Source organism: Thalassospira sp. MCCC 1A02898 (assembly GCF_001618185.1).
Classification (GTDB): domain Bacteria; phylum Pseudomonadota; class Alphaproteobacteria; order Rhodospirillales; family Thalassospiraceae; genus Thalassospira; species Thalassospira tepidiphila.
The window spans coordinates 70971-94065 of sequence record NZ_LPXK01000013.1; the positions used below are offsets into that span (position 1 = coordinate 70971).

Annotated in this window: 27 protein-coding genes; 20 read left to right on the forward strand and 7 right to left on the reverse strand. The window is 54.7% G+C overall.

Annotation, left to right across the window (positions count from 1 at the left end; translation table 11 throughout):
• The first annotated feature begins 94 nt into the window (after positions 1–94).
• Positions 95–1093 (forward strand): lipoyl synthase, encoded by a 999-nt coding sequence (gene lipA, locus AUQ41_RS16950; protein WP_063089412.1) that lies wholly within the window; start codon positions 95–97, stop codon positions 1091–1093.
• Positions 1094–1142: 49 nt separating this feature from the next.
• Positions 1143–1607: a type II toxin-antitoxin system RatA family toxin gene (locus AUQ41_RS16955; RefSeq protein ID WP_063089414.1), complete on the forward strand. Its 465-nt coding sequence runs from the start codon at positions 1143–1145 to the stop codon at positions 1605–1607.
• 9 nt (positions 1608–1616) lie between these two features.
• On the opposite strand, the gene AUQ41_RS16960 is transcribed toward AUQ41_RS16955, so the two are convergent.
• Positions 1617–2111 carry a CinA family protein gene (locus AUQ41_RS16960; protein WP_198155659.1) on the reverse strand — a complete coding sequence of 165 codons (495 nt, stop codon included), beginning with the start codon at positions 2109–2111 and terminating at the stop codon, positions 1617–1619.
• A 32-nt stretch (positions 2112–2143) separates the two neighbouring features.
• On the reverse strand, positions 2144–2638 hold the full coding sequence (locus tag AUQ41_RS16965) for a phosphatidylglycerophosphatase A (protein ID WP_232308434.1): 495 nt from the start codon (positions 2636–2638) through the stop codon (positions 2144–2146).
• A 222-nt stretch (positions 2639–2860) separates the two neighbouring features.
• Between AUQ41_RS16965 and AUQ41_RS16970 the strand changes: the two genes are divergently transcribed.
• Positions 2861–4186 (forward strand): M23 family metallopeptidase, encoded by a 1326-nt coding sequence (locus AUQ41_RS16970; protein WP_008891163.1) that lies wholly within the window; start codon positions 2861–2863, stop codon positions 4184–4186.
• Positions 4146–4601: a polymer-forming cytoskeletal protein gene (locus AUQ41_RS16975; RefSeq protein WP_008891162.1), complete on the forward strand. Its 456-nt coding sequence runs from the start codon at positions 4146–4148 to the stop codon at positions 4599–4601. The genes AUQ41_RS16970 and AUQ41_RS16975 overlap by 41 nt, the downstream gene beginning before the upstream one ends.
• Positions 4602–4738: 137 nt before the next feature.
• On the opposite strand, the gene AUQ41_RS16980 is transcribed toward AUQ41_RS16975, so the two are convergent.
• Together AUQ41_RS16980 and AUQ41_RS16985 are read right to left on the reverse strand one after the other, a co-directional pair.
• Complete coding sequence (locus AUQ41_RS16980; protein ID WP_063089417.1) at positions 4739–5437, reverse strand: haloacid dehalogenase type II; 699 nt, start codon at positions 5435–5437, stop codon at positions 4739–4741.
• A gap of 95 nt (positions 5438–5532) precedes the next feature.
• Positions 5533–7569, reverse strand: coding sequence for a lytic transglycosylase domain-containing protein (locus AUQ41_RS16985; RefSeq protein WP_063089418.1), 2037 nt, complete (start codon positions 7567–7569; stop codon positions 5533–5535).
• 208 nt (positions 7570–7777) lie between these two features.
• Between AUQ41_RS16985 and dapA the strand changes: the two genes are divergently transcribed.
• The 4 genes from dapA to AUQ41_RS17005 all read left to right on the forward strand — a co-directional run bounded on the left by dapA (position 7778) and on the right by AUQ41_RS17005 (position 10492).
• Positions 7778–8659 carry a 4-hydroxy-tetrahydrodipicolinate synthase gene (dapA, locus tag AUQ41_RS16990; RefSeq protein ID WP_040823975.1) on the forward strand — a complete coding sequence of 294 codons (882 nt, stop codon included), beginning with the start codon at positions 7778–7780 and terminating at the stop codon, positions 8657–8659.
• Between the two features lie 17 nt (positions 8660–8676).
• Entirely contained in the window at positions 8677–9153 is a 477-nt protein-coding gene (gene smpB / locus AUQ41_RS16995; protein ID WP_008891158.1) for an SsrA-binding protein SmpB, read from the forward strand.
• Positions 9154–9276: 123 nt separating this feature from the next.
• Positions 9277–9936, forward strand: a complete 660-nt coding sequence (locus AUQ41_RS17000) for a sulfite oxidase-like oxidoreductase (protein WP_063090100.1) — start codon at positions 9277–9279, stop codon at positions 9934–9936.
• A gap of 64 nt (positions 9937–10000) precedes the next feature.
• Positions 10001–10492, forward strand: a complete 492-nt coding sequence (locus tag AUQ41_RS17005; RefSeq protein ID WP_008891155.1) for a glutathione peroxidase — start codon at positions 10001–10003, stop codon at positions 10490–10492.
• A gap of 41 nt (positions 10493–10533) precedes the next feature.
• Here AUQ41_RS17005 and recQ read toward each other — a convergent pair whose 3' ends face one another.
• The 3 genes from recQ to AUQ41_RS17020 form a co-directional block, all read right to left on the reverse strand.
• A complete protein-coding gene (gene recQ, locus AUQ41_RS17010; RefSeq protein WP_063089420.1) occupies positions 10534–12366 on the reverse strand; it encodes a DNA helicase RecQ in 1833 nt (610 codons plus the stop codon).
• A 19-nt stretch (positions 12367–12385) separates the two neighbouring features.
• Positions 12386–13027: a uracil-DNA glycosylase gene (locus tag AUQ41_RS17015; protein WP_008891153.1), complete on the reverse strand. Its 642-nt coding sequence runs from the start codon at positions 13025–13027 to the stop codon at positions 12386–12388.
• A gap of 84 nt (positions 13028–13111) precedes the next feature.
• Positions 13112–13720, reverse strand: a complete 609-nt coding sequence (locus tag AUQ41_RS17020) for an NYN domain-containing protein (RefSeq protein WP_008891152.1) — start codon at positions 13718–13720, stop codon at positions 13112–13114.
• Between the two features lie 199 nt (positions 13721–13919).
• Between AUQ41_RS17020 and folK the strand changes: the two genes are divergently transcribed.
• The 12 genes from folK to recO all read left to right on the forward strand — a co-directional run bounded on the left by folK (position 13920) and on the right by recO (position 23040).
• Entirely contained in the window at positions 13920–14468 is a 549-nt protein-coding gene (gene folK, locus AUQ41_RS17025; RefSeq protein WP_083952782.1) for a 2-amino-4-hydroxy-6-hydroxymethyldihydropteridine diphosphokinase, read from the forward strand.
• 109 nt (positions 14469–14577) lie between these two features.
• Positions 14578–14910: a DNA-directed RNA polymerase subunit omega gene (gene rpoZ, locus AUQ41_RS17030; protein WP_008891150.1), complete on the forward strand. Its 333-nt coding sequence runs from the start codon at positions 14578–14580 to the stop codon at positions 14908–14910.
• 403 nt (positions 14911–15313) lie between these two features.
• Positions 15314–17458, forward strand: coding sequence for a bifunctional (p)ppGpp synthetase/guanosine-3',5'-bis(diphosphate) 3'-pyrophosphohydrolase (locus tag AUQ41_RS17035; RefSeq protein WP_063089421.1), 2145 nt, complete (start codon positions 15314–15316; stop codon positions 17456–17458).
• 179 nt (positions 17459–17637) lie between these two features.
• Positions 17638–18300, forward strand: a complete 663-nt coding sequence (locus AUQ41_RS17040) for a DUF2062 domain-containing protein (RefSeq protein WP_232308435.1) — start codon at positions 17638–17640, stop codon at positions 18298–18300.
• Positions 18297–19046 carry a pyridoxine 5'-phosphate synthase gene (locus AUQ41_RS17045; protein WP_063089424.1) on the forward strand — a complete coding sequence of 250 codons (750 nt, stop codon included), beginning with the start codon at positions 18297–18299 and terminating at the stop codon, positions 19044–19046. The genes AUQ41_RS17040 and AUQ41_RS17045 overlap by 4 nt, the downstream gene beginning before the upstream one ends.
• On the forward strand, positions 19047–19442 hold the full coding sequence (acpS, locus tag AUQ41_RS17050; RefSeq protein ID WP_063089425.1) for a holo-ACP synthase: 396 nt from the start codon (positions 19047–19049) through the stop codon (positions 19440–19442).
• Between the two features lie 25 nt (positions 19443–19467).
• The gene (lepB, locus tag AUQ41_RS17055; protein ID WP_063089427.1) at positions 19468–20214 is read left to right on the forward strand and encodes a signal peptidase I; all 747 of its coding nucleotides are present in this window, start codon (positions 19468–19470) and stop codon (positions 20212–20214) included.
• Positions 20214–20897 carry a ribonuclease III gene (gene rnc, locus AUQ41_RS17060; protein WP_008891144.1) on the forward strand — a complete coding sequence of 228 codons (684 nt, stop codon included), beginning with the start codon at positions 20214–20216 and terminating at the stop codon, positions 20895–20897. Before lepB ends, rnc begins: the two co-directional genes overlap by 1 nt.
• Positions 20890–21828: a GTPase Era gene (gene era, locus AUQ41_RS17065; RefSeq protein ID WP_008891143.1), complete on the forward strand. Its 939-nt coding sequence runs from the start codon at positions 20890–20892 to the stop codon at positions 21826–21828. Before rnc ends, era begins: the two co-directional genes overlap by 8 nt.
• A 49-nt stretch (positions 21829–21877) precedes the next feature.
• Complete coding sequence (locus AUQ41_RS17070; protein WP_008891142.1) at positions 21878–22108, forward strand: hypothetical protein; 231 nt, start codon at positions 21878–21880, stop codon at positions 22106–22108.
• On the forward strand, positions 22108–22275 hold the full coding sequence (locus AUQ41_RS20770) for a hypothetical protein (RefSeq protein ID WP_156518943.1): 168 nt from the start codon (positions 22108–22110) through the stop codon (positions 22273–22275). Before AUQ41_RS17070 ends, AUQ41_RS20770 begins: the two co-directional genes overlap by 1 nt.
• Positions 22276–22284: 9 nt before the next feature.
• Positions 22285–23040, forward strand: coding sequence for a DNA repair protein RecO (gene recO / locus AUQ41_RS17075; RefSeq protein ID WP_063089428.1), 756 nt, complete (start codon positions 22285–22287; stop codon positions 23038–23040).
• The last annotated feature ends 55 nt before the right edge of the window (positions 23041–23095 follow it).

The window sequence follows — 23095 nt, forward strand, 5'->3', positions numbered from 1 at the left end:
ATGCCCGGTATGATCACCTTTTACGAATGTCGGTTTGACAAATGCGCGGCGTGGCGGCAAATTGCCGCCCGTCCAATCCTTCGGAGGTAACTCTATGTCGACGGCGCCCAGCGAACAGAAACCCGTTCGTCACCCGGAAAAACAGAAACGGCCAGATCGCCCGTCGGGGCGCAAACCGTCCTGGATCAGGGTCAAGGCTCCGACCTCCAAGGGGTATCAGGAAACCCGCGACCTTGCGCGTGGCCTGAACCTTCATACTGTATGTGAAGAAGCCGCATGCCCGAATATCGGCGAATGCTGGCAGAAGAAACACGCATCCTTCATGATCATGGGCGATACCTGCACGCGTGCATGTTCGTTCTGTAACGTCAAAACCGGGATGCCGAACGCGCTTGACCCGTTCGAGCCGGAAAACCTGGCGATGGCGGTTGCCGACATGCAGCTTAAGCATGTTGTGATCACGTCTGTTGACCGTGATGATCTGGCCGATGGCGGGGCAGCGCATTTTGCCCGCGTTATTGAGGCGATCCGTCACAAGTCGCCGGGAACCACGATTGAAATCCTGACCCCGGACTTCCGTGACAAGCCGGGTGCGGTTGAAATCGTTGCCAAGGCCCGTCCGGACGTGTTCAACCACAATCTTGAAACCGTTCCGCGGCTTTATACCAATATTCGTCCGGGGGCGCGCTATTACCAGTCGCTGCGTATTCTTGATCGCGTCAAACAGATTGACCCAACGATCTTTACCAAATCCGGCCTGATGGTTGGTTTGGGTGAGGAACGCAAGGAACTGGCACAGGTGATGGATGACCTGCGTGTGGCCGATGTCGACTTCCTGACGATTGGCCAGTATCTGCAGCCGACGCTCAAGCACGAGCCGGTCCACAAGTTTGTGACACCTGATGAGTTTAACGAATATGCATCGATGGCACGTGGCAAGGGCTTCTTGATGGTATCGGCAACGCCGCTAACACGGTCGAGCTATCATGCGGACCGCGATTTCGAGCAGCTTCGTGAAGCGCGCGAGAAGAAGCTGGCTGCTGCCGATGCTGCCAAAGCCAAGGCGGAACAGACCGTAACGGCGGCGCAGTAATCCTTTCACCCGTTTAGCCACAGACCACGACGATCAAGGGAGATATCGCGTGCCGACGCATGCAGAGCGCAGGAAGCTGCCCTATACGCCGGAACAACTCTTTGATCTTGTCGCGGATATCGATTCCTATTCGGAGTTCCTTCCGTGGTGTGTCGCATCGCGGGTGCGCAAGCGTGAAGGCAATGTGCTTAAGGCGGATCTTGTGATCGGCTTTAAGATGTTTCGCGAAAAATACACATCGAAAGTCACCCTGCAGCGCCCGGATCGGGTCGATGTTGAATATCTGCAGGGGCCGTTCAAGTACCTTAACAATCACTGGGTGTTTGAAAAGGATGAAGACGGCGGCACGTCGCTTGATTTCTTTGTCGATTTCGAGTTTCGATCAGCACTTTTACAGAAAATGATCGGCGTTGTGTTTAACGAGGCCGTCAAGATGATGGTGGGGGCGTTTGAAACCCGCGCACGCGAAGTGTATGGCGAGCCGAACTTGCCGACATCGGAAAATCAGGCCTGATTCCCAGTCCTAGCGATCCAGCATTTCTTCGATCAGGGCAAAGGCCTTAAGGACCGTTGCCTTGCGCACGGTATGGCGATCGCCGGGAAAGACCGTATGGGTCGTGACGGTTTCACGCCCCTTGGCCGCACAGCCAAAATGAACAAGCCCGACCGGTTTGGTGTCCGTGCCGCCGCCCGGACCAGCAATGCCGGTGACCGAAACGGCGATGGTGGCATTGGGTGCACGATCAAGCGCACCTTCGCACATGGCACGCGCAACCTGTTCCGACACAGCCCCATGTTCAGCGAGCAAGTCATTGCCAACGCCGATCAGGCTGTGTTTGGCCTCGTTCGAATAGGTGACAAAGCCGCAATCGACCACCGATGAGCTGCCATCAACGCCGGTCAGGGTGCCGGTGATCAGACCGCCGGTGCAGGATTCGGCCGTGGCGATCATTTCGCCCTTGGCCTTGCAGCGCGCGATCAGGGCACTTGCCGCATTTAGAAGATCAGAGTCATTCATCATCACGATCATCCGTCCATCAGGTGTGCTCGTCAGGAGCCTGTCAGGTCGCCAGTCAGGTAAACAACGCCGACAAGCGCAATCATGGCAAAAACACCGGCCAGGACATCATCAAACATGATGCCAAACCCGCCGCCCACGCGCCGGTCAACCCAGCGTATCGGCCAAGGCTTGATGACGTCAAATATGCGGAATGCCAAAAAGGCAATCAACAGCCACACAGCATCCATCCAGACCGCGCCAAGCGGCACGACAAGCAGACACATCCATTGACCGACAACCTCGTCAATGACGATCTCGCCGGCGTCATGGATGCCCAGCATATTGCTGTACAGATGGGCGACCCAGATGCCGATGGCAAAAACGGCGATGCTGGCGATGATCAATGCCGTGTTCCCGCCATAGGCCCAGATCAACCAGCCAAAGGGCAGGGCGGCGAACGATCCGGCCGTGCCGGGTGCCTTCGGGCTTTTGCCGCTATAAAACCAGGTTGCGGCAAAGGTGATCATAAATCGGGAAAACGCCATTCTCAGCAAACGCATATGATGTGGAAGATGGCCATAGGTAACACAGCATATGAGCAGAAGGTGAAAATTTTGCGATTAAGGATGTGTTAACGGGCTTGCTTGCAGGCCGAGTTACAGGTAGCGTAAAGAAAAGGCGAAAATGTCTCAGGCGGGGTCAAAGAAACTCTGTATAACCGGGGTAACCGGACGTGCATACGGGCAACTAGGGGTTAGACACTGAATATGTCGGCGTTTGAACGCATTCGTCGGTTGGTGGATAAATGGTTTCCGGATCGGCAGTTGCTTATCCGTTCCAATGATTCCGTTTACCAGCTTCGGCTTGGAAAATACGCGCAGGTCGCACTGGCCTCATTCGGGGCAGCAGCCATAACCTGGACGGTCGGCGTTACAGGTTATAGCTGGTACCTAGATCAGCGCCTTACAATGCGTGAAGAGCAGCTTTTCAGAAGCGAGCTGTCGTACAACCGTCTGATCGCCCGGGTTACCGAAAGTCAGCGCCGTTTTGGCGAGATTACATCCCAGATGGAAGATACCCATCGTAATCTGTTGTCGATGGCGGAAAAGAACCTGCAGCTTCAGGCGCGGGTACAGGATTATACCTCCAAACTTGCTGACAGCGAGAAGGAGAAAGTCCGGATTTCATCGCTTCGCACGTCGATGGATAACCAGATGAATGCGTTGCAGGGGCAGATTGACGGGATCACCAACCGCAACCTTGCGCTGCGCGACGAATTGGAGACGGTTGAAACCGTCATGTCGCGTGTGATGCGTGAACGTGATCAGGCTTTGCAACGGTCGAAAAAGCTTCAGGGTGAACTGAGCGAAGCGCGTCAGCGTATTGCTGATTTGCACTCGATCCAGCAACAAGCCATGCAGCGGGTGGCCCAGACGGCAGATACCACCATTCTCGAGCTTGAGAATGTGCTTGAAATGACCGGCCTGCAGCCGGAAACATTTGTTCTGCCGCCGATGAAGCCGCAGCAGCCCGGTGTTGGTGGCCCGTTCGTGGCGTTTGAGCCCGAACACCCGCAGGACGAGGAATTTGTCAATACGGCGTTGGCGCTGAATGATCGCATGGATCACCTTGCCAACCTGCATGACAGGATCAAGAAGACGCCTATCGGGGAACCGGCGGCGAAATACTATCTATCGAGCTCGTTCGGTAAACGAAAAGACCCGATCAATGGTCGCTGGGCTTTTCATTCCGGTGTTGATCTTGCCGGACCGATCAAGACACCAATTCTTGCAACCGCACCGGGCAAAGTGGTGCATGCGGGATGGAGTGGCAAATACGGGAAGATGGTCGAAGTTGATCACGGAAACGGTATTCGAACCCGTTATGGCCACCTATACAAGGTCCTCGTAAAGAAGGGCGACGAAGTGCAGTACCAGGACCATATCGCCTTGATGGGAAGCACGGGCCGCAGTACCGGTAGCCATGTGCATTATGAAGTTCTGGTCAATAATAAGCCGGTCAATCCTGTAAAATTTATTGAGGCGGGACGTTATGTTTTCAAAAGCGAGCAAGACGACACAAACAACGAATAAAAGTGGTTCACACGGCGCCGAGAAAAAGGGTGGCCTGTCGGTCATCAATGCCGATCTTCGTGTGACGGGTGATCTGATTTCGGAATCCGATGTTCAGGTTGATGGTTCGGTTAATGGCGATATTCGCACACGAACCCTGACAATCGGTCAAAGCGGCGAAGTCCGCGGCGAAATCGTTGCCGACAAAATCCGCATTTGCGGCACTGTTATCGGTCAGGTCCGGGCAAAGGACGTTTCCCTTTCCGATACCGCCCGCATGATCGGTGATATTCTTCACGAAAGCCTTTCCATCGAGCCGGGTGCCCATATTGAAGGCCACTGCCGTCGCATCGAAAGTGCTGCCGACGAAGGCGGCCTGACGGTGATCCAGGCGGGGCAGGTGGTTGCTGCCAACGTGAAGAAAGAAAACAAATAATCACTTCAGTGATTTCTGTTGCGGTTTTTAGGTGGCGGGTCCGGCCATAGCAAAAACCGACAGATAAACCAAAAAAGGCAGGCACCGATTTCGGGCCTGCCTTTTTCATGTTTGGGTGCGATTGAAGCTGTCGGACGTTATGCCTTTTGCGGTTCGCCAACCAGAGGCAGCAACTCATCAAGGCCGTTCAGCACCACATCGGCGGTATGCGACAGGCGTTCGGCCGGGCTGTGTGCGCGATTGATCCAGGCGGTGCGGAAACCGAAATGCCCGGCCCCGGCAATGTCCCAGCCGTTCGACGACTGGAACGAAATCTCGGCCGGTTCGACTTCAAGCTTGTCGACGGCAAGCTGATAGACATCCGGATGCGGTTTGTAGGTTTTAAGATCATCGACACATATGATCTGATCAAACAGCGACAGAATGCCCGACGATTTGGCCGCCGAGATCAGCATATGCTTGGCACCATTGGACAGGATCGCAAGCTTGTGGCCCTGACTTTTCAGGGTTTTCAGCGTTTCGACCACTTCCGGGAAGGTATCAAGCGACAGATAGGTTTCCATCAGCTTGGCACGCAGAACCGGATCCTTTTTGCCAATCTGATCGAGCGCATAATCGAGCGCATCACCTGTCACAGTCCAGAAATCGGCAAAGTCCCCCATCAGACTGCGCAGCCAGGTGTATTCAAGTTGCTTTTGTCGCCAGAGGGATGAAAGGCGGTCTGCCTCGTCGCCGACGCTGTCGCGCAATTTGGCAACGGCAGAGCCGACATCAAACAGGGTGCCATAGGCATCGAAAACAAAAGCACGGCAGGAAGACAGTGCGTTATCGGACATATTGCTGACCTCTTCTGACAAGCAGTGTTGATCAAATATGGGGCAATTGCGCGCAGGCGCAAATCAGGACAGGCGGAAGATACCCCCGGCTGTCCTTATTCGGTATCCTGTGCTGCGTCGCTTTGGCCCATTGCGATCTCGTCCCGGGCAAAACGCCGGCGATAGACATAAGTTCCTTCCATCACACGCTGAACGTAATTTCGGGTTTCGCTATAGGGGATCATTTCGATCCAGTCGACCAGATCGACATCCGGGTCGCGCGGATCGCCATATTCGTTGATCCATTGGCGCACACGGGTCGGCCCGGCATTGTAGCTGGCAATCGTCAGGACTTCCTGACCATCCCAACGATCAAGAAGGCGGCTGAGATACGCGCGGCCAACTGCGATGTTGAAGGACGGATCTTCGATCAGGCGATCGGTGTCGTAATCAAGCTTGAGCGACTGTGCCATGCGTTTTGCCGTCGCGGGCATCAGCTGCATCAATCCACGTGCGCCAGCAGACGAGACCGCCTGCGGGTTAAACAGGCTTTCCTGACGCATGATCGCATGGACCAGCGCCGGATCAGGGGCGCGGCCCAGCGGGACCTGTTCATGGATCGGGTAGGCGGCATCAAGATAGCCACTGCCAGTCCGGATGCTGCGTTTGGCGGCAAGGATGCCCAGATCGGTGCGACCATATTCGCGCGCCAGATCGGTCGCCATGGCGAGGTATTCCGGTTCATCATGTTCGTAAACCAAGGCCATGATGAACGGACGGATGATATTGCCAAGGCCCATTGCGCCGAGCTTGCGAACGACCTGGGTCAGTTCCTGTGCTTCGAATTCGGCGCGTTGTTCGGCGGTCGGGACCGGTTGTTCAACCGAATAGGATGGTTTGCTGCCCAGTTTGTCTATGGCAAGCTGCCCATAGAAGGTATGGGCATGTTCGGCCGCGATTGCGTACCATTCCTTGGCGCGTTTCTGATCGCCAAGCGCCTCGTTGGCGCGCCCGGCCCAGTAAGAACCGCGCGACAGGCTGATCGGATATTGAACGACATCATAAAGGTTTTGGAAATGGGTCAGCGCGATGTCGGCATCACCCAAAAATTCAAGCGCGATCCAGCCGGCATACCATTCGGCCTCGGCGATATCGCCCGGATCAACCTGCCCGTGGTTGGCGACAAGGCGATAGGCATCGGTAATATGGCCCTTTTGCAGGGCACGGCGGGCCAGAATGGCCTTTTCCAGCCACCAGTATTGCGGGCGGATCGAGATATAGGCGAGATCATTGGCCTGCGAGAGCAGAAGATCACGCGCATCCTGATCGCGGTCCTTCTTGCGGCGCCAGCGCACACGTTCGTAAATCAGGCCGGGATCGTCGCGGTATTTTTCCGGAACACGATTGATCGCACCGTCAACGCCGCCACTCATGGCGCGAAGGGCTGCGCGGGCCTCGGCCAGGCGACGGTAATCGTCGCTGACATATTTCATCATGCGCGCGGCAGTCGTCAGGCGACCTTCCCATAACAGGCGATCAAGGCGCTGTTGATGGGTTTCCTGATCAATGTAATGGCCATAGCGATCAAGGAAGCGGCGTTCCTGACCGCTGCCGAAATTCTCGTTAATCCAGCTGTGACGGACCAGTGCGATGGCCGCCGATTCCTGTCCAGCACCCAGCAACGCCTTGATCTGGCGCGTTGCGCCATCAGCAGTCACGGGGGCGGATCGTTTGAACCAGGCCAGGATTTCGTCATCGGGCACGGCATCGGTCATGGCTTCTTCGGCGCGCTGTCGCAGCAGTGCCTGATTGGGCCATTTCGGATGGGCATCGATGAAGGCGGTGATTTCTTCAAAGCTGTGCCCGGAATTGGGGGCGGTCAGCAGCATCCATTCCGCTGCCTTTTGCAGCAGGGGATCATCGAAGTTGGTCAGGAGTTGTTCGAAAATGTCGGTCTTGCCATCTTCAACCGCGTCCAGAAAGGCGTTCAGGCGCGCCCGGCTGACAGCAGAATACAGCGGCGAGGGCGGCTGCGTCTGAAGAACGTTGTCTTCATTCGTTGCGGCCTGCACCTGATAACTGCCTGGTATCAAGATCGAAAAGCCCAGTGCCAATGCGCAGATCGAAATCTTGCGGAAAGACGCTTGCGCCATGTGATGTTCCCCTTGTGCCTTGCGGCAACGAATGCTCTCTCGAGCCGGGCATTATGGCAGCGAAATTGATAAAAGCCAAACAGTCCTGACGGGAATTTTCAGACCCGATCCCGGATCGCCCGGATTATTGGATACAGTGCTTGCGGGAAACCCCAACAGCGGCTATTTTCGCGACCGCTTTCAATATATCCCGAATTTGGAGATCTCTATGTTTAAGGGTTCAATCACAGCTTTGATCACACCATTCACGCAAGATGGTGCGATTGATGAAAAGGCGTTCCAGTCTTTTGTGGATTGGCAGCTTAAACAGGGCACGACAGGTGTTGTGCCTGTCGGAACCACCGGTGAATCTCCGACGCTTAGCCATGCCGAGCATCATCGCGTTGTCGAACTGGCACTTGAAGTTGCCAAAGGCCGCGGTCCTGTGATTGCGGGCACGGGTTCGAATTCGACCGCAGAAGCGGTGTCGCTGACCCGTCATGCGCAGAATGCCGGTGCGGATGCAGCACTTGTGGTAACGCCGTATTACAACAAGCCGACCCAGAAAGGCCTGTATGCGCATTACAAGGCAATTCATGACGCGACCGATATCCCGATTGTGATTTACAACATTCCGGGCCGCTCGATCGTCGATATGCATGTTGATACCATGGCGCAGTTGGCCAAATTACCGCGCATTGTCGGTGTTAAAGATGCGACCAGCGATCTGGAACGTCCGGCATTGACCCGCCTGGCGGCGGGTGCCGATTTCTGCCAGCTGTCGGGTGAAGACGGTACGATTGTGCCGTTCCTGGCACAGGGTGGTCATGGCTGCATTTCTGTGACTTCGAACATCGCGCCGAAATTGTGTGCTGATCTGCATGCGGCCTGGGCTGCGGGGAACATTTCGAAGGTTCAGGAGTTGAACTATCGACTGATGCCGGTTCACAAGGCGATGTTCTGTGAATCCAGCCCCGGACCGGTGAAATACGCAGCAGAGCTTCTTGGCCTGTGTGGCAGCCATATGCGTTTGCCGATGGTCGAGATTGCCGAAGAATCCAAACGCAAGGTCGAAGCCGCACTTAAGAATGCTGGTATTCTCGGCCAGTAAGCGATAACAAGCGTCTTATGGCACCCAAGAAAGAAACAAGTAACAACAAGATTGTCGCGCAGAACCGGCGGGCCCGCTTTGACTTTTTCCTGACGGAAACGTTTGAAGCCGGCATCGCCCTGCGTGGTACCGAAGTTAAATCGCTGCGCGATGGCAAAGGAAATATTCAGGAATCCTATGCCGAAGCGAAGAACGGCGAAGTGTGGCTGATCAACGCTTATATCCCTGAATATCAAAGCAAAATGCCGTTCGGCCACGAAGAACGCCGACCGCGCAAGCTGCTTTTGCATAAGCGTGAAATCACCAAGATGCATGATGCCCTGAACAAGAAGGGGTTCACCCTTGTACCGGTCAAGCTGTATTTCAATGAACGCGGTATTGCGAAACTTGAACTCGCCATTGCCGAGGGCAAGAAGAAGGCTGACAAGCGTGAAGCGGTCAAAGAGCGTGACTGGCAGCGCGACAAGGCGCGTTTGATGCGCGACTTTGGCTGATTGAAAGATCGGTCGCGGGCATGTGACTTGCCGTGGCCCTGTGAAAAGAGATTAAATGGCGCTGACATGGTGAACGTGTTGGCGCCATTTTTCGTATGTCGATCATCAACCAAGGAATATCCAGTGACCGAGAGCTTTTCAGGCAAGATCAAAGACAAACTGATCGCGGCCAAGCGCAAGTGGGCCGAAGACGGGCGCTTGATGACCGGCGCACCGGATACTGAGCGTGCGAACCGTTTGCCGCCGGGCCAGCGCCTTGTCACGGATTGGCCGGTTCTGGATCTTGGCATCACGCCGCATGTGTCAGCGGATGACTATCAGCTTGAAATTAACGGGCAGGTCAGAAAGCCGATGACATTGAGCTTTTCCGATCTGCTTGATTTGCCACATGTGACGGCCAAAAACGACATTCACTGTGTGACCAGTTGGTCGCGATACGAAAATCACTGGCAGGGCGTGTTGGCCACAACGCTGGCAGAGCTTGTTGATCCATTACCCGCTGCGCGTCACGTCCTGTTTACCGCCCATGACGGCTATACGACCAATGTCCGGATCGAACAGTTTCTGGATGATGACGTGCTGTTGGCCCATCATTGGGAAGGCGAGCCGCTGAGTGAAGAGCATGGCGGGCCGCTGCGTGTTGTGATCCCGAAGCTTTATTTCTGGAAAAGTGCCAAATGGGTAAAAAAGATCACCTTTGCCCGTGATGACAAGCCGGGTTTCTGGGAAGAACGCGGATATCACAACAATGCCGACCCATGGACGGAGGAGCGCTATGAATAGGCGGCAATTCGTTGTATTCTTTGTCTTTACTATTGTTGTCGTGAGTTTGTCCTGGAGGGAGACAATGGCATCGGATGATGCGCCATCTGCATACGACTTTTCTTTCCCGGCGATTGATGCCGGTGAAATCCATCTTTCAGAGTATAACGACAAAGTCGTTTTGCTGGTAAATACCGCCTCGATGTGCGGGTTTACGCCACAATATACCGGCCTGCAGAAACTGTGGGAAGACTACCGTGACGAGGGGCTTGTTGTCCTTGGCGTACCGTCGGCCGATTTTGGCGGACAGGAATATAGCGAGGATGCCGATATCCTTGATTTCTGTGAGGTCAATTTTGATGTCGACTTCCCGCTGACATCAAAAACCACGGTCAAGGGCCCGGATGCGCACCCGTTCTATAAATGGGCAGAGCAGGAATTGGGCGCTGAAAACGCCCCGCAATGGAATTTCCACAAATATCTGATTGGCCGCGATGGCAAGCTTATTCAAAGCTTTGACAGCCGTACCAAGCCGGAAGATGAGGAAATTGTCAGCGCCATTCGCGCAAGCCTTTAGGGCAAAACTGCCAAAAGACGATTTGATGACGGGACGGCGGGTTACCGCCGTCCGTCCATGACATCAAGAAATGCCAATCCGTACTGATCAAGCTTTTTGACGCCGACACCATTGATGGATGCCATATCTTCAAGGGTGCGGGGCTTGAAACGCACCATTTCCCAAAGTGTCCGGTCGCTGAAGATCACATAGGGCGGCACATTCTGGCTGGTGGCCAGTTCGCGGCGGAGCGTGCGCAAACGTTCCCAAAGATCGCGGTCTTCCTCGTTTTCGAACTCTGTATCAAAATCGCGCAGACGCTTGGTCATGGCGCGTTTGCTTTCGCCGGGATCCTTGCGCATTTCGACGACTTTTTCGCCGCGCAGAACCGGTCGGGACTCCTCGGTCAGATAGACGCCACCATGTCCTTCGACATCGACTTCGAGATATCCCATGGCTAGGAGCTGTCGGAAGACCGAGCGCCATTGTGGCTGGGCGATATCCTTGCCAATGGCATAGACCGAAAGCTTGTCATGGCCGTTTTGGCGGATTTTTTCGGTCTTGCGGCCCATCAGGACTTCGATCACATGCGCCGGGCCAAAGCGTTGGCCGGTGCGATACACCGCCGACAGCGCCTTGCGCGAGGCCTGGGTTGCATCCCAGGTATCAACCGGTTCAAGGCAGGTGTCGCAGTTGCCGCAGGGTTCGTGGCGATCTTCACCAAAATAGGACAGGATCACCTGACGGCGGCAACGGGTGGTTTCCGCAAGACCAACCAGCGCATCAAGTTTTCGCGATTCAATGCGTTTCTGGGCTTCGGGGGCGTCGGAACCTGCCACCATGCTTCGGATCGAAACAATATCGGACAGATCGTAATTCATCCAGGCATTGGCCGGCAGTCCATCACGCCCGGCACGCCCGGTTTCCTGATAATAGGCTTCCATGCTTTTGGGCAGGTTGAGGTGGGCGACAAAGCGGACATTGGGTTTGTCGATCCCCATGCCAAAGGCCACAGTGGCACAGATGATCAGCCCGTCTTCACGCAGGAAGCGGTCTTGATGAAGTTGGCGTGTTTCCTGTGCCAGACCCGCGTGATACGGCAGGGCCGGTCGACCATTTTCCGAAAGCCATTGCGCGACGTCTTCGGTTTTGCGTCGTGACAGGCAATAGACAATCCCGGCGTCCTCGGCATGTTCGCGATTAAGGAACGACAGCAGGCGTTGCTTGGCATTGCCCTTGGTTTCAATGCGATAGGTGATGTTCGGGCGGTCAAAGCCGGTGATAAAGCACTGTGCATCGGTCAGATGCAGGTTTTCGGCAATGTCTTTGCGGGTCGGTGTATCCGCCGTTGCCGTCAGCGCAATGCGCGGCACATGGGCAAAGCGTGTTGGCAGCAAATCAAGGCGGCGATATTCCGGGCGGAAATCATGGCCCCATTGCGACACGCAGTGAGCTTCATCAATCGCGAACAGTGAAATGCTGATCCGGTCGAGCAGGTTCAAGAACCGGTCAGAGGCAAAACGTTCCGGCGCCACATAAAGAAGATCGATATCACCATCGACGGCACGCGTTTCAATTTCGCGCGCGGCATCGGGGGCAAGGGTCGAATTGATAAAGGCGGCTTTGACGCCCAGCTGATTAAGCGCATCGACCTGATCCTTCATAAGCGCGATCAGGGGGGATACGACAACAGCCGTTCCCGGACGGCACAGGGCAGGAACCTGATAGCAAAGCGACTTGCCGCCACCGGTCGGCATCAGGACCAGTGCATCATTTCCAGCTATGACATGATCAATGATTTCAGCCTGTTGGCCACGAAAGCTGTCATAGCCGAACACTTCTTGCAGAACGTCAATCGGCTGACGTTGTACAGGTCGGTCGAGAAGGTCGGGCATGGGCAATGTATCGGGCAAATTAACCGTCCAGATGTGCACGAATTCCGGCAAAGACGTTTTCAAACATCTCTGGCGTCAGGCGATAGGTCTGGGTGTTGTAGCGCGAACAGTGATAGCTATCAAACAATGTGATGCCATTTTCCATTTTATGCGATGCGCCATGGCCAAATTTCAGCGATGAAAGCTTGAGCCCGAAGGTGCGTAGCATCGCCTGATGGGCTACCTGTCCAAGGCAAAGAATGGCCGACAGGTTCTTCATGGCGTCAAATTCGCTAATCAGGAACGGGCGGCAGGTATTGGCCTCTGGCCCGGTGGGTTTGTTTTCCGGGGGCACGCATTTCACCGCATTGGTGATGCGGCAATCAAGCAGTTCAAGGCCGTCATCCGGGCGTTTGTCATAAGTGCCCTTTGCAAAACCGAATTTTTTAAGCGTGTCGTACAAAAGATCACCAGCGTAATCGCCGGTGAAAGGGCGACCAGTGGCATTAGCCCCCTTAAGCCCGGGGGCAAGGCCGACAATCAGAAGACGCGCATCAAGCGGCCCGAACGGACGCACCGGCCCGTTGTAGAATTCGGGAAATTTTTCCTGATTCTTGCGGCGGAATTCAACAAGGCGCGGGCAAAGCTGACAATCGATATCGGGTTGCTGATAGGCGGTCATGGCAAGTCTGACGTTTTGCCGGTTACAGTGCGGGCTGTAACCGGTGGTGATCAGGGCAGGGTGACGGGCGACGCGGTGTCGCGATCAATCGTAATCGAATTCTTCGAGATCGGGATGTTCAGGATGATCGTCGATATCGGGGTGATCGTCGTCGCGGCGTTGCTGAACCTTGCGCGCAATCGTGCCTTCAAGGGCGGTCAGTTCGATAAAGTTATCGGCCTGACGGCGCAATTCGTCGGCAACCATCGGCGGGTTTGATTTGACGGTCGAAACAACAGTGACGCGCACACCTTTGCGCTGCACGGCGTCAACCAGACGGCGGAAATCACCATCGCCCGAGAAAATAACAACATGATCAAGGTGCTGCGCCATTTCCATGACGTCAATTGCCAACTCGATATCCATGTTGCCCTTGATCTTGCGGCGACCGGCGGCATCGGTAAATTCCTTGGTCGGTTTGGTGACCATGGTGTAGCCGTTATAGTCCAGCCAATCGACAAGCGGGCGGATCGGGGAATATTCCTGATCTTCAATCAGGGCGGTGTAGTAGAAGGCCCGGATCAGCTGACCTTTCTGGGCAAAAAGATCCAAAAGACGTTTGTAATCAATGTCAAAACCAAGGGCACGGGCAGCGGCATAAAGATTGGAGCCGTCGATAAATAACCCGATGCGTTCTTGCGGGTAAAAAATCATCGTTAAATTCCTCAAACATCAAATTTAATTATGCAGTTCCTAAAATACGGAACTTTCAAATACAGACCTTTCATGTTTACCGTGGGCGCCGGGACAAAGAAAGGCGAAAATATCGTGGACAGAGCAGGGTGGCTCCCTTAGATATGCCGTCTTTCCGAACCTTGTCATACGCCCAATCACCGAACCGAAGGTCTTCTTTGTGCGCAATTCTTCACCGTCAGACACCAGCATGATCGCGGATGACGCTATCCTGATTGCTTTCGGTGCAAATTTGCCTACCGAAGAATATGGTGCGCCTGCACAAACATTGAAAGCCGCACTGCGTCGATTGGCCGAAAATGGCGACATTTCGATCGATCAGGTATCATCGTTTTATGAAACCGCACCGGTGCCGATTTCTGATCAGCCCTGGTACGTTAACGGTGTTGCACGCATTTCGACGGAACTGTCTGCGCACGATCTGCTTGAACGTTTGCACGAAGTTGAGGCCGAATTCGGGCGTGTCCGGCGGGAACGCAATGCCGCGCGCGTCATTGACCTTGACCTGATTGCCTATGGCCAGGAACTGGTGCGCGAGGAGGGCGGCATTCAGGTGCCGCACCCACGGATGGCGGAGCGGGCGTTTGTCTTGCTGCCCTTGCGGGATGTGGTTGCCGACTGGGTTCACCCGGTTTTGAACCGCACAGTAGACGATCTGATTTCGGATCTGCCAGCCGATCAGCAGATTCGCAAACAAACGAATGGCTGATAAAGCATGCGAAAACCTGATCGAAAGAGTGGTTTCGCTGTTGCAACACACGTGATCCGAGGCTATAAAGCTCGGTCTGGACACCCCAAAAGTATTTCTGGAGACATTTATGGCGCGCGTTACCGTCGAAGATTGCGTTGACAAGATTCCGAACCGCTTTGAGCTTGTAATGCTTGCAGCTCAGCGTGCACGCAACATCTCGGCCGGTGCAGAACTGACCATTGATCGTGACAACGACAAGAACCCGGTTGTTGCGCTGCGTGAAATCGCCGAAGTAACGGTTGATTTTGACGATCTGCGCAATGGCATGGTGCAGGGTCTGCAGCGGCATGTTGAAGCCGATGAGCCGGAAGAAACCGAAGACGATTTCGGTCCGAAACTGGTTGCTGAAGCTGTTGAAGAAGCTTCCGCTGGCGTTGTTGCTCCGTCGGAAGAAGAATAAGGTCAGACTGGTTTTGATCTGAACCTTTCCAAAAGAAGAGCCACGGTGTTTATCTTCCGTGGCTTTTTTTTGTCCAGATCGTACTATCTTATGAAAGGGGATGGATTATATCCCCTTAGGGTCGAAACTCATTCACATGACCGATCCGGCAACTGATATGAGAGAAAAAGCTAGGAAAAGCCCGCAGAACGGGGTGATCCCCGATCAAGGGATTTGACGCAGAGGCTTTCTCTCATATCAGTTGTCCTTCGGATCTCCCGGATTTGCACGGGTTACTTTGTCGCAAAACCTTGAAAGATGTATATCTTTCTGCAGTTTTGCTTCGCGTATCCGCACAAATCCGGGAGACCGGAGCGATTATGTGAATGAGTTTGGACCCTAGAAACTGCGGAGACGCCCCTGAATGATGCGGCAATACGAACTTGTTGAACGGGTTAAGGCATACGACCCCGATGCGTGCGAAACCACGCTGAACCGGGCCTATGTCTATGCGACCCAGAAACACGGTTCGCAAAAGCGCGCATCCGGTGACCCGTATTTTTCCCATCCGATTGAAGTCGCAGGCATTCTGACCAATTACAAGCTTGATTGCGACACGATCATCACGGCCCTTCTGCACGACACCATCGAAGATACCGATGCGACGCCCGAAGAGATCACCAAGCTTTTCGGGACCAACATCATGAAGCTGGTCGATGGTGTGACCAAGCTGACCCAGATCGAGCTGAAGTCCGCTGATTCCAAGCAGGCGGAAAACTTCCGCAAGCTGCTTTTGGCGATGTCCGAAGACATTCGTGTGTTGCTGGTCAAGCTGGCCGACCGACTGCACAACATGCGGACGTTGCATTATATCTCCAAGCCGGAAAAGCGCGTGCGGATCGCTGCTGAAACGCTTGAGATTTATGCCCCGCTTGCCGAGCGCATCGGTATGCATGACATCAAGGAAGAGCTTGAAGATCTGGCCTTCCAGCATATCAATCCCGAAGCACGTGATTCGATCCTTGCCCGTCTGGAATTCCTGCGTGAGAAGGACGACAACGTCGTCAGCCGGATTGTTTCCGAACTGACCGAAGTCATTTCGCGTCAGGGGCTTAAGGTCGACATTTACGGGCGCGAAAAGCGGCCCTATTCGATCTGGCAGAAGATGCAGCGCAAGAACATCACCTTTGGTGAGCTGTCTGACATCATGGCGTTTCGCGTGCTCGTCGATGACATGCCCAATTGCTATGAAGTGCTGGGCTATCTGCACGCCAATTACAAAGTGGTTCCGGGCCGGTTCAAGGATTATATCTCGACGCCCAAACCCAACGGATATCGTTCGATCCATACCACGGTGCTCGGCCCGGAAAACCACCGGATCGAGGTGCAGATCCGCACCCGCCAGATGCATGAGGTCAACGAAAACGGTGTGGCCGCGCACTGGGCCTATAAACAGGAAGCACCGACCGGACAGCAGAAGGAAGGGGTGCAGTATCGTTGGCTGCGTGACCTTCTTGATATTCTGGAACATGCGTCCGAACCGGAAGAATTCCTTGAGCATACCAAGCTTGCGATGTTCCAGGATCAGGTGTTCTGCTTTAGCCCGAAGGGCGATGTGATCGCCCTTCCTGCCCGCGCAACCCCGGTCGATTTCGCCTATATGATCCATACCCACATAGGGGATACCTGTGTCGGGGCCAAGGTCAATGGGGCGATGGTGCCGTTGCGCACGGTGCTCAATAACGGTGATCAGGTCGAGATTGTCACCTCCAAGGCGCAAACGCCGAATCCGACTTGGGAACGGTTTGTTGTTACCGGCAAGGCGCGGGCACGAATTCGCCGCTTTATCCGCCAGCAGCAGGAAGACCAGTACAAGGATCTTGGCAAGGCGATCTTGCAAAAGGCATTCCGTCAGGAAGGCTATGACTATTCCGACAAGGCGCTTGAAGGGGTTCTTAAAATCTTCAAGCAGCCGTCGGTTGATGCGCTTTTGACCCTTGTCGGGGCCGGGCATCATACCGGGCGTGAAGTTGTTCATGCCGTGTTCCCGGGCACCAAGGACAAGGAAACGGCGCGCAAGGTTGTGCCGCTGGATAAGGTGCGCGCCCGCAAACATGATCACGCCATCCCGATCAAGGGCCTTATTCCGGGTATGGCCGTGCATTATGCCGGCTGTTGTCATCCTTTGCCGGGGGACCGGATTGTCGGGATTGTTACAACCGGCAAGGGTGTGACGATCCATACGATTGATTGCGATACGCTGGAAACCTTTACCGAGCAGCCGGAACGCTGGCTTGATGTCGGGTGGGATAATGAGGGCGAACCGGAACACTTCATCGGCCGCCTTGGATTGACCGTGGGGCATGAGCAGGGGGCGCTTAGTTCAATCACCAGTGTGATTGCCAAGAACCATGGCAACATCACCAATCTGCGCTTTACCAATCGCACGACAGACTTCTTTGAAATGCTGATTGATATCGATGTTGTCGATGTCAAACACCTGACCAATATCATTGCCGCATTGCGTGCCACACCGGTGGTCAATGCCGTTGAACGCGCGCGCGGGTGACGGCGAACTGTAAACGCCTTCACCTTTTAGGCGAATTTGGCGCAAAAGCCTTGCCAATCGCGCAGTCAGCACTTACGCATATGCTTCAAGATTTTACAGCATTACGTGATTAGATCCAGAACTGACCCCGCATGTTTCGGCGCCGCAGCAAACCTTCATCCTTTCAGCGTGTACGCAACGTGGTATGGCCGCGCGGCGGATGGCGTCGTTCGTCGCAGTATTTTGCCCATCGTGTCGCCCGTTTGCCCGGATCGCCCTATAGCATCGCATCGGGTTTTGCGATCGGGGCGGCGGTGTCTTTCACGCCGTTTATCGGGTTCCACTTTGTTATCTCGACACTGCTGAGCCTTTTGACGCGCAGTAACGTGGTGGCATCCCTGTTGGGGACGGTGGTTGGCAATCCCTGGACGTTTCCGTTTATCTGGTTGTGGCTTTATACCTGCGGCAACTGGATCCTTGGCGCGCATTCGGCAAGTTCGACGGTGCATTTCGATATGGCCGTGCTGTGGGAATTTGTTGTCCTAGGGCTGAACTATGTCGGCGGCGGGCTTATTTTCGGTAATTGGGATGTCAGCGATCAGCAGGCGCTGGGGCAACTTTGGGCCAGCATTGTTGATATCATCTGGCCGATGGTGGTTGGCTGTATTCCGACAACGATTGTTATCTGGATACTGTTTTACTTCCCGATCCGCCGTGCGGTTGTGATTTATCGCCATAACCGCATCTTGCGACGGATGAAAAAGACGGATCGTCATGGCCTTGGCCCGATGCTTGAAAGTGCCAAGGAAAAGATCGGAACCGCCGCAAAGCACGCCACCAAAAAGCAGGATGAAACATCATGAATGCGAAGCTGCGCCTCGGGGTCAATATTGACCATGTTGCGACCATTCGAAACGCCCGCGGCGGCGATTTGCCCGACCCGGTGCGGGCAGCGGCCCTTGCAAAGGCGGCTGGTGCGGATGGAATCACTGCACATTTGCGCGAAGACCGTCGCCATATCCGTGATGCGGATATGCAGCGCCTGCGCGAAGAAGTTGATTTGCCGCTGAATTTCGAGATGGCGGCAACCGATGAAATGCTGGCCATCGCAATTCAGACCAAGCCGCACGCGGTTTGCCTGGTGCCGGAAAAACGCGAAGAACGCACCACCGAAGGCGGGCTGGATGTTGCCGGTGGGCATAATCATCTGAAACGTTTTGTCTCGGATCTGGGTGATGCCGGCATTCGCGTTTCACTGTTTATCGAGGCATCCGAAGCACAGCTTGATGCCGCCAAAAGCCTTGGTGCTCCGGTGGTGGAAATCCATACCGGGGCCTATTGCGATGCGAAGACCGACGAAGAACGCTCCCGCGAACTGGACCGTATCCGCCATGCTGTGCAATATGGGGCAGGGATCGGACTTGAAATTCATGCAGGTCACGGTTTGAATTTCGAATCCGTCAAGCCGATTGCCGCCATGCCGGAAATTGCCGAGCTTAATATCGGGCATTTCCTGATTGGTGAGGCGGTGTTTGTCGGGCTTGAAGCGGCGATTGCCGAAATGCGCCGTTTGATGGATGAAGCACGCACGCAGGCAGGTTATGCGTAAATGATCATTGGGATTGGCACAGATTTATGCGATATCCGTCGGATAGAGGCTGCTCTTGAACGCCATGGTGAGCGTTTCATGAAGCGTGTCTTTACCGATATCGAGATTGCGCGTGCCAAACGCAAGCCGCACCGGACTGCCTCGTCGCTGGCAATGGCGTTTGCCGCCAAGGAAGCCTGTTCAAAGGCGCTTGGGACAGGTTTTCGTCGCGGTGTTTATCATAACACCATGGGTGTGGTACATCAGCCCAGCGGCAAGCCCGATATGGTTTTGATTGAAGGTGCGCAAGCACGACTTGAAGAATTGACCCCGGATGGGAAAACTGCCTCTGTGTATGTGACCCTGACGGACGAATATCCGATGGCCAATGCGGTCGTTGTGATTTCGGCAGATTGACAAAAATTGATTGGTTGAACACGGAATGGAAAAGCTTGTGCATAAGAAGAAAACGGGTGGTTTGCTCGACACCTTGAAGACCGTTTTCTGGGCCATTGTCATTGCACTTATGGTTCGGACCTTTGCTTTCGAACCGTTCAATATTCCGTCTGGCTCGATGATCCCGACCTTGCTGGTAGGGGATTACCTGTTTGTGTCGAAATTCTCTTATGGGTATTCGAAGCACAGCATGCCGTTCAGCCTGCCGATCATTCCGGGCCGTGTATTTGAAAGCGAGCCGGAACGTGGCGATGTGGTTGTCTTCAAACTGCCGTCTGATACCTCGCAGGATTATATCAAGCGTGTGATCGGCCTGCCGGGCGATACCGTTCAGGTTAAAGAGGGCCGCCTTTACATCAACAACAAGATGATCGAGCGTGAGCGCATTGAGGATTACATCCTGACCGATGGTGGCGGGCGATCGGCAGCAGTGCCGCAATATATCGAAACCCTGCCCAATGGCCGTGTGCATCGCATTCTTGAGATGTTTGGCGATCAGGGACCGAGCGACAACACCGAAGCTTTCACCGTTCCCGAAGGTCATTTCTTCATGATGGGTGATAACCGCGACAATTCGGCAGACAGCCGTGCGTTCCCGTCGCGCTTCCGGTTTGTTCCGATTGAAAACCTGGTCGGTCGTGCAGAATTCCTGTTCTATTCCAAGGACAGCTCCAAGCCGGTTTATGACCTTGGCAGCATCCGATTTGATCGCCTGTTTCAGGGGGTTAACTGATGAGCGACGGCCTGCCGGTGATCGCCGAGATTGATCACGGTTTTTCAGATCCCGACCTTTTGCGTGTGGCACTGACCCATCGCAGTGCCGCCAAGGGCAAGGATATGCTAAGCGGCGGCAACGAACGCCTTGAGTTTCTTGGCGACCGTGTGCTGGGTCTTGTCGTGGCAGAGATGCTTTATACCCGGTTCGGGCGCGAGCGCGAAGGTGCCATGGCCAAACGGTTTGTCGCACTGGTGCGCCGCGAGACTTTGGCGCGCGTGGCAGAACAGATCAAACTGGGTGAACACATCCAGATGGCCAAGGGTGAACGTGCAGCAGGGGCGGATACCAATCCGGCGATTTTATCTGATTGCATGGAGGCGGTGATTGCCGCACTCTATCTTGATGGTGGTCTTGAACCGGCACGGCGTTTTATTGAAAAGCTGTGGACGCCGCTTTTGGATGAAGCCAACAAGCCGCCACAGGATGCCAAAACGCAATTGCAGGAATGGCTGCAAGGGCGGGGCAAGCCGTTACCGAAATACGAGATGGTTGGGCGTGAAGGCCCGGCCCACGCGCCGTTATTTACCATCGAACTGACGACCGGCGACGGTGACAGTGTCAGTGCCGAAGGCAAATCTAAACGCGAAGCGGAACAACTCGCCGCAAAATTGATGTTGGATAAACTTAGTGATGAATGAGGTTCCCACACCGGTGGCCGAAGACAGATTACCTTATCAGCAACGTTGTGGCTTTGTGGCCCTCGTTGGTGCGCCGAATGCCGGCAAATCGACACTTTTGAACCAGTTGGTTGGTACGAAAGTGTCCATCGTCTCGCCGAAGGTCCAGACGACACGAACGCGCGTGCGCGGTATTGTCATGACCGAAGACGCGCAGATTGTTTTCATTGATACGCCGGGCATCTTTGCACCCAAACGCCGTCTTGACCGTGCGATGGTCAAGGCCGCCTGGAATGGGGCAGATGACGCGGACCTTGTTGTTCTGGTGATTGATGCCGGAAGCGGCATCACGGACGAAGACCTGGCCATCATCAAGACGCTTAAGGAACAGAACCGCAAGGCGATCCTGGCGTTGAACAAGGTCGACAAGGTATCGGACAAGGAAAAGCTTCTGCGTCTGTCCCAGGACCTGTTTGCCCACGAAGTCTTTACCGACGTCTTCATGATTTCGGCCAAAAAGGGTGCGGGTACGCAGGATCTGGTGAATTTCCTTGCCGCCAAGATGCCCGATGGCCCGTGGATGTTCCCGGAAGACGATGTTTCGGATATGCCGCTGCGACTGCTTGCGGCTGAAATTACCCGTGAAAAGCTTTATTACCAGCTTCAGCAGGAACTTCCTTATTCGGCAACGGTCGAGACCGAGCTTTGGGAAGAGCGCAAGGATGGATCGGTCAAGCTTGAACAGACCATCTTTGTCGAGCGTGAAGGCCAGAAGGCGATCATCCTTGGCAAGGGTGGCAAACGTATCAAGGCGCTTGGCAGCGATGCCCGCAAGGAACTTGAAGCCATTTTCGAACGCCGGGTACATTTGTTCCTGTTCGTGAAGGTGCGTGAAAACTGGGGCGATGATCCCAACCGCTTTGCCATGTGGGGTCTTGATCACAACGCCTGATCGCGTTGCCTGGTCCCATGCTGCGTGACCACAAATTGCCGGGTAAGTAATGGAAATCGGATCCGTCTGGGGAATTGTCATGATCATTGTTGGCGCTGCTGCCGCAATGATTGTTGCGCGCGTCGCCAGACGTCCGTTCCGCAACCGCAATTCCAGTGCGTCTGTGCAACGTGAAAAATCGTTCCTGCACAAACCACTTAACCTGATTGCACTTCTGATTGCGATCGCCGTCTTTGTGCTGGGCCTGTTCTGGCGCATGACGGGTGGAGGCCCGACCTAATGCGCAATGACTCATCTGATCCGCTTTCTGATGCCATCGAAGAAATCCCGAACCGCCCGATCCTGCGCAAGGTTGTGTTCGGTCTGGCGTTGTTCAGTCTTGCGTCCTGCCTGCTCGGGTTCTTCTTCCTTGTCACCCGCCTAATTGTACCCAGCGGTTTTTTCTAAGGCACGCTGATGGATTGGCGGGATGACGGTATCGTTCTTTCGACACGCAAGCTGGGCGAAAATTCGGTACGCCTTTCTGTCCTGACCCGTGATTATGGCCGCCATGCCGGTCTGGTGCGGGGTGCTACCAGCAAATCCATGCGTGGCACCCTTGAGCCCGGCAATGAAATCAGGGTGGGGTGGTCCGCCCGGTTGGCCGAACATCTTGGGCAATTTCGCTGTGAACTGACCGGCGCGCATGCCGCAGACCTTTTGTTGCATGCGGGTCCCTTGATGGCGATGAGTTCGGCCTGTGCGATGCTTGATGCGACGCTTCCGGAACGCGAAGCCCATCCTGATCTTTATCGCGGAACCGTCGCGTTGATGTCGGCCCTTAAGTCCGAGCAATGGTTGCCTGCCTATATCCGTTGGGAAGTCGGGTTACTGGAAGAGCTCGGTTACGGCTTGGCACTGGATCGATGTGCCGCGACCAACGAGACCGAAAACCTTGCCTTTGTATCCCCCAAAAGCGGGCGTGCCGTTGGTGAGGCATCAGGGCAGGCGTATCGTGACCGCATGTTGCCGTTGCCGGCCTTTCTTGCTTCTGGTCGGGCGTCTCAATCGCGCAAGGAAATGTCTTTATTGGAACAATTGCGCGATGGTCTGAAACTGACCGGTTTTTTCATTCACCGCGATATTTTCGAGGCAAAAGGCATCAAACCTGTTGCTGCGCGCGACCGGCTTGTCAGCCATGTCTGGCGCACGGATATCGGAGCAGAAAAATAAATTAGGCAATTTGCGCGCCATATGTTGACCAAGACCATGCCCGGCGTAGTATGTT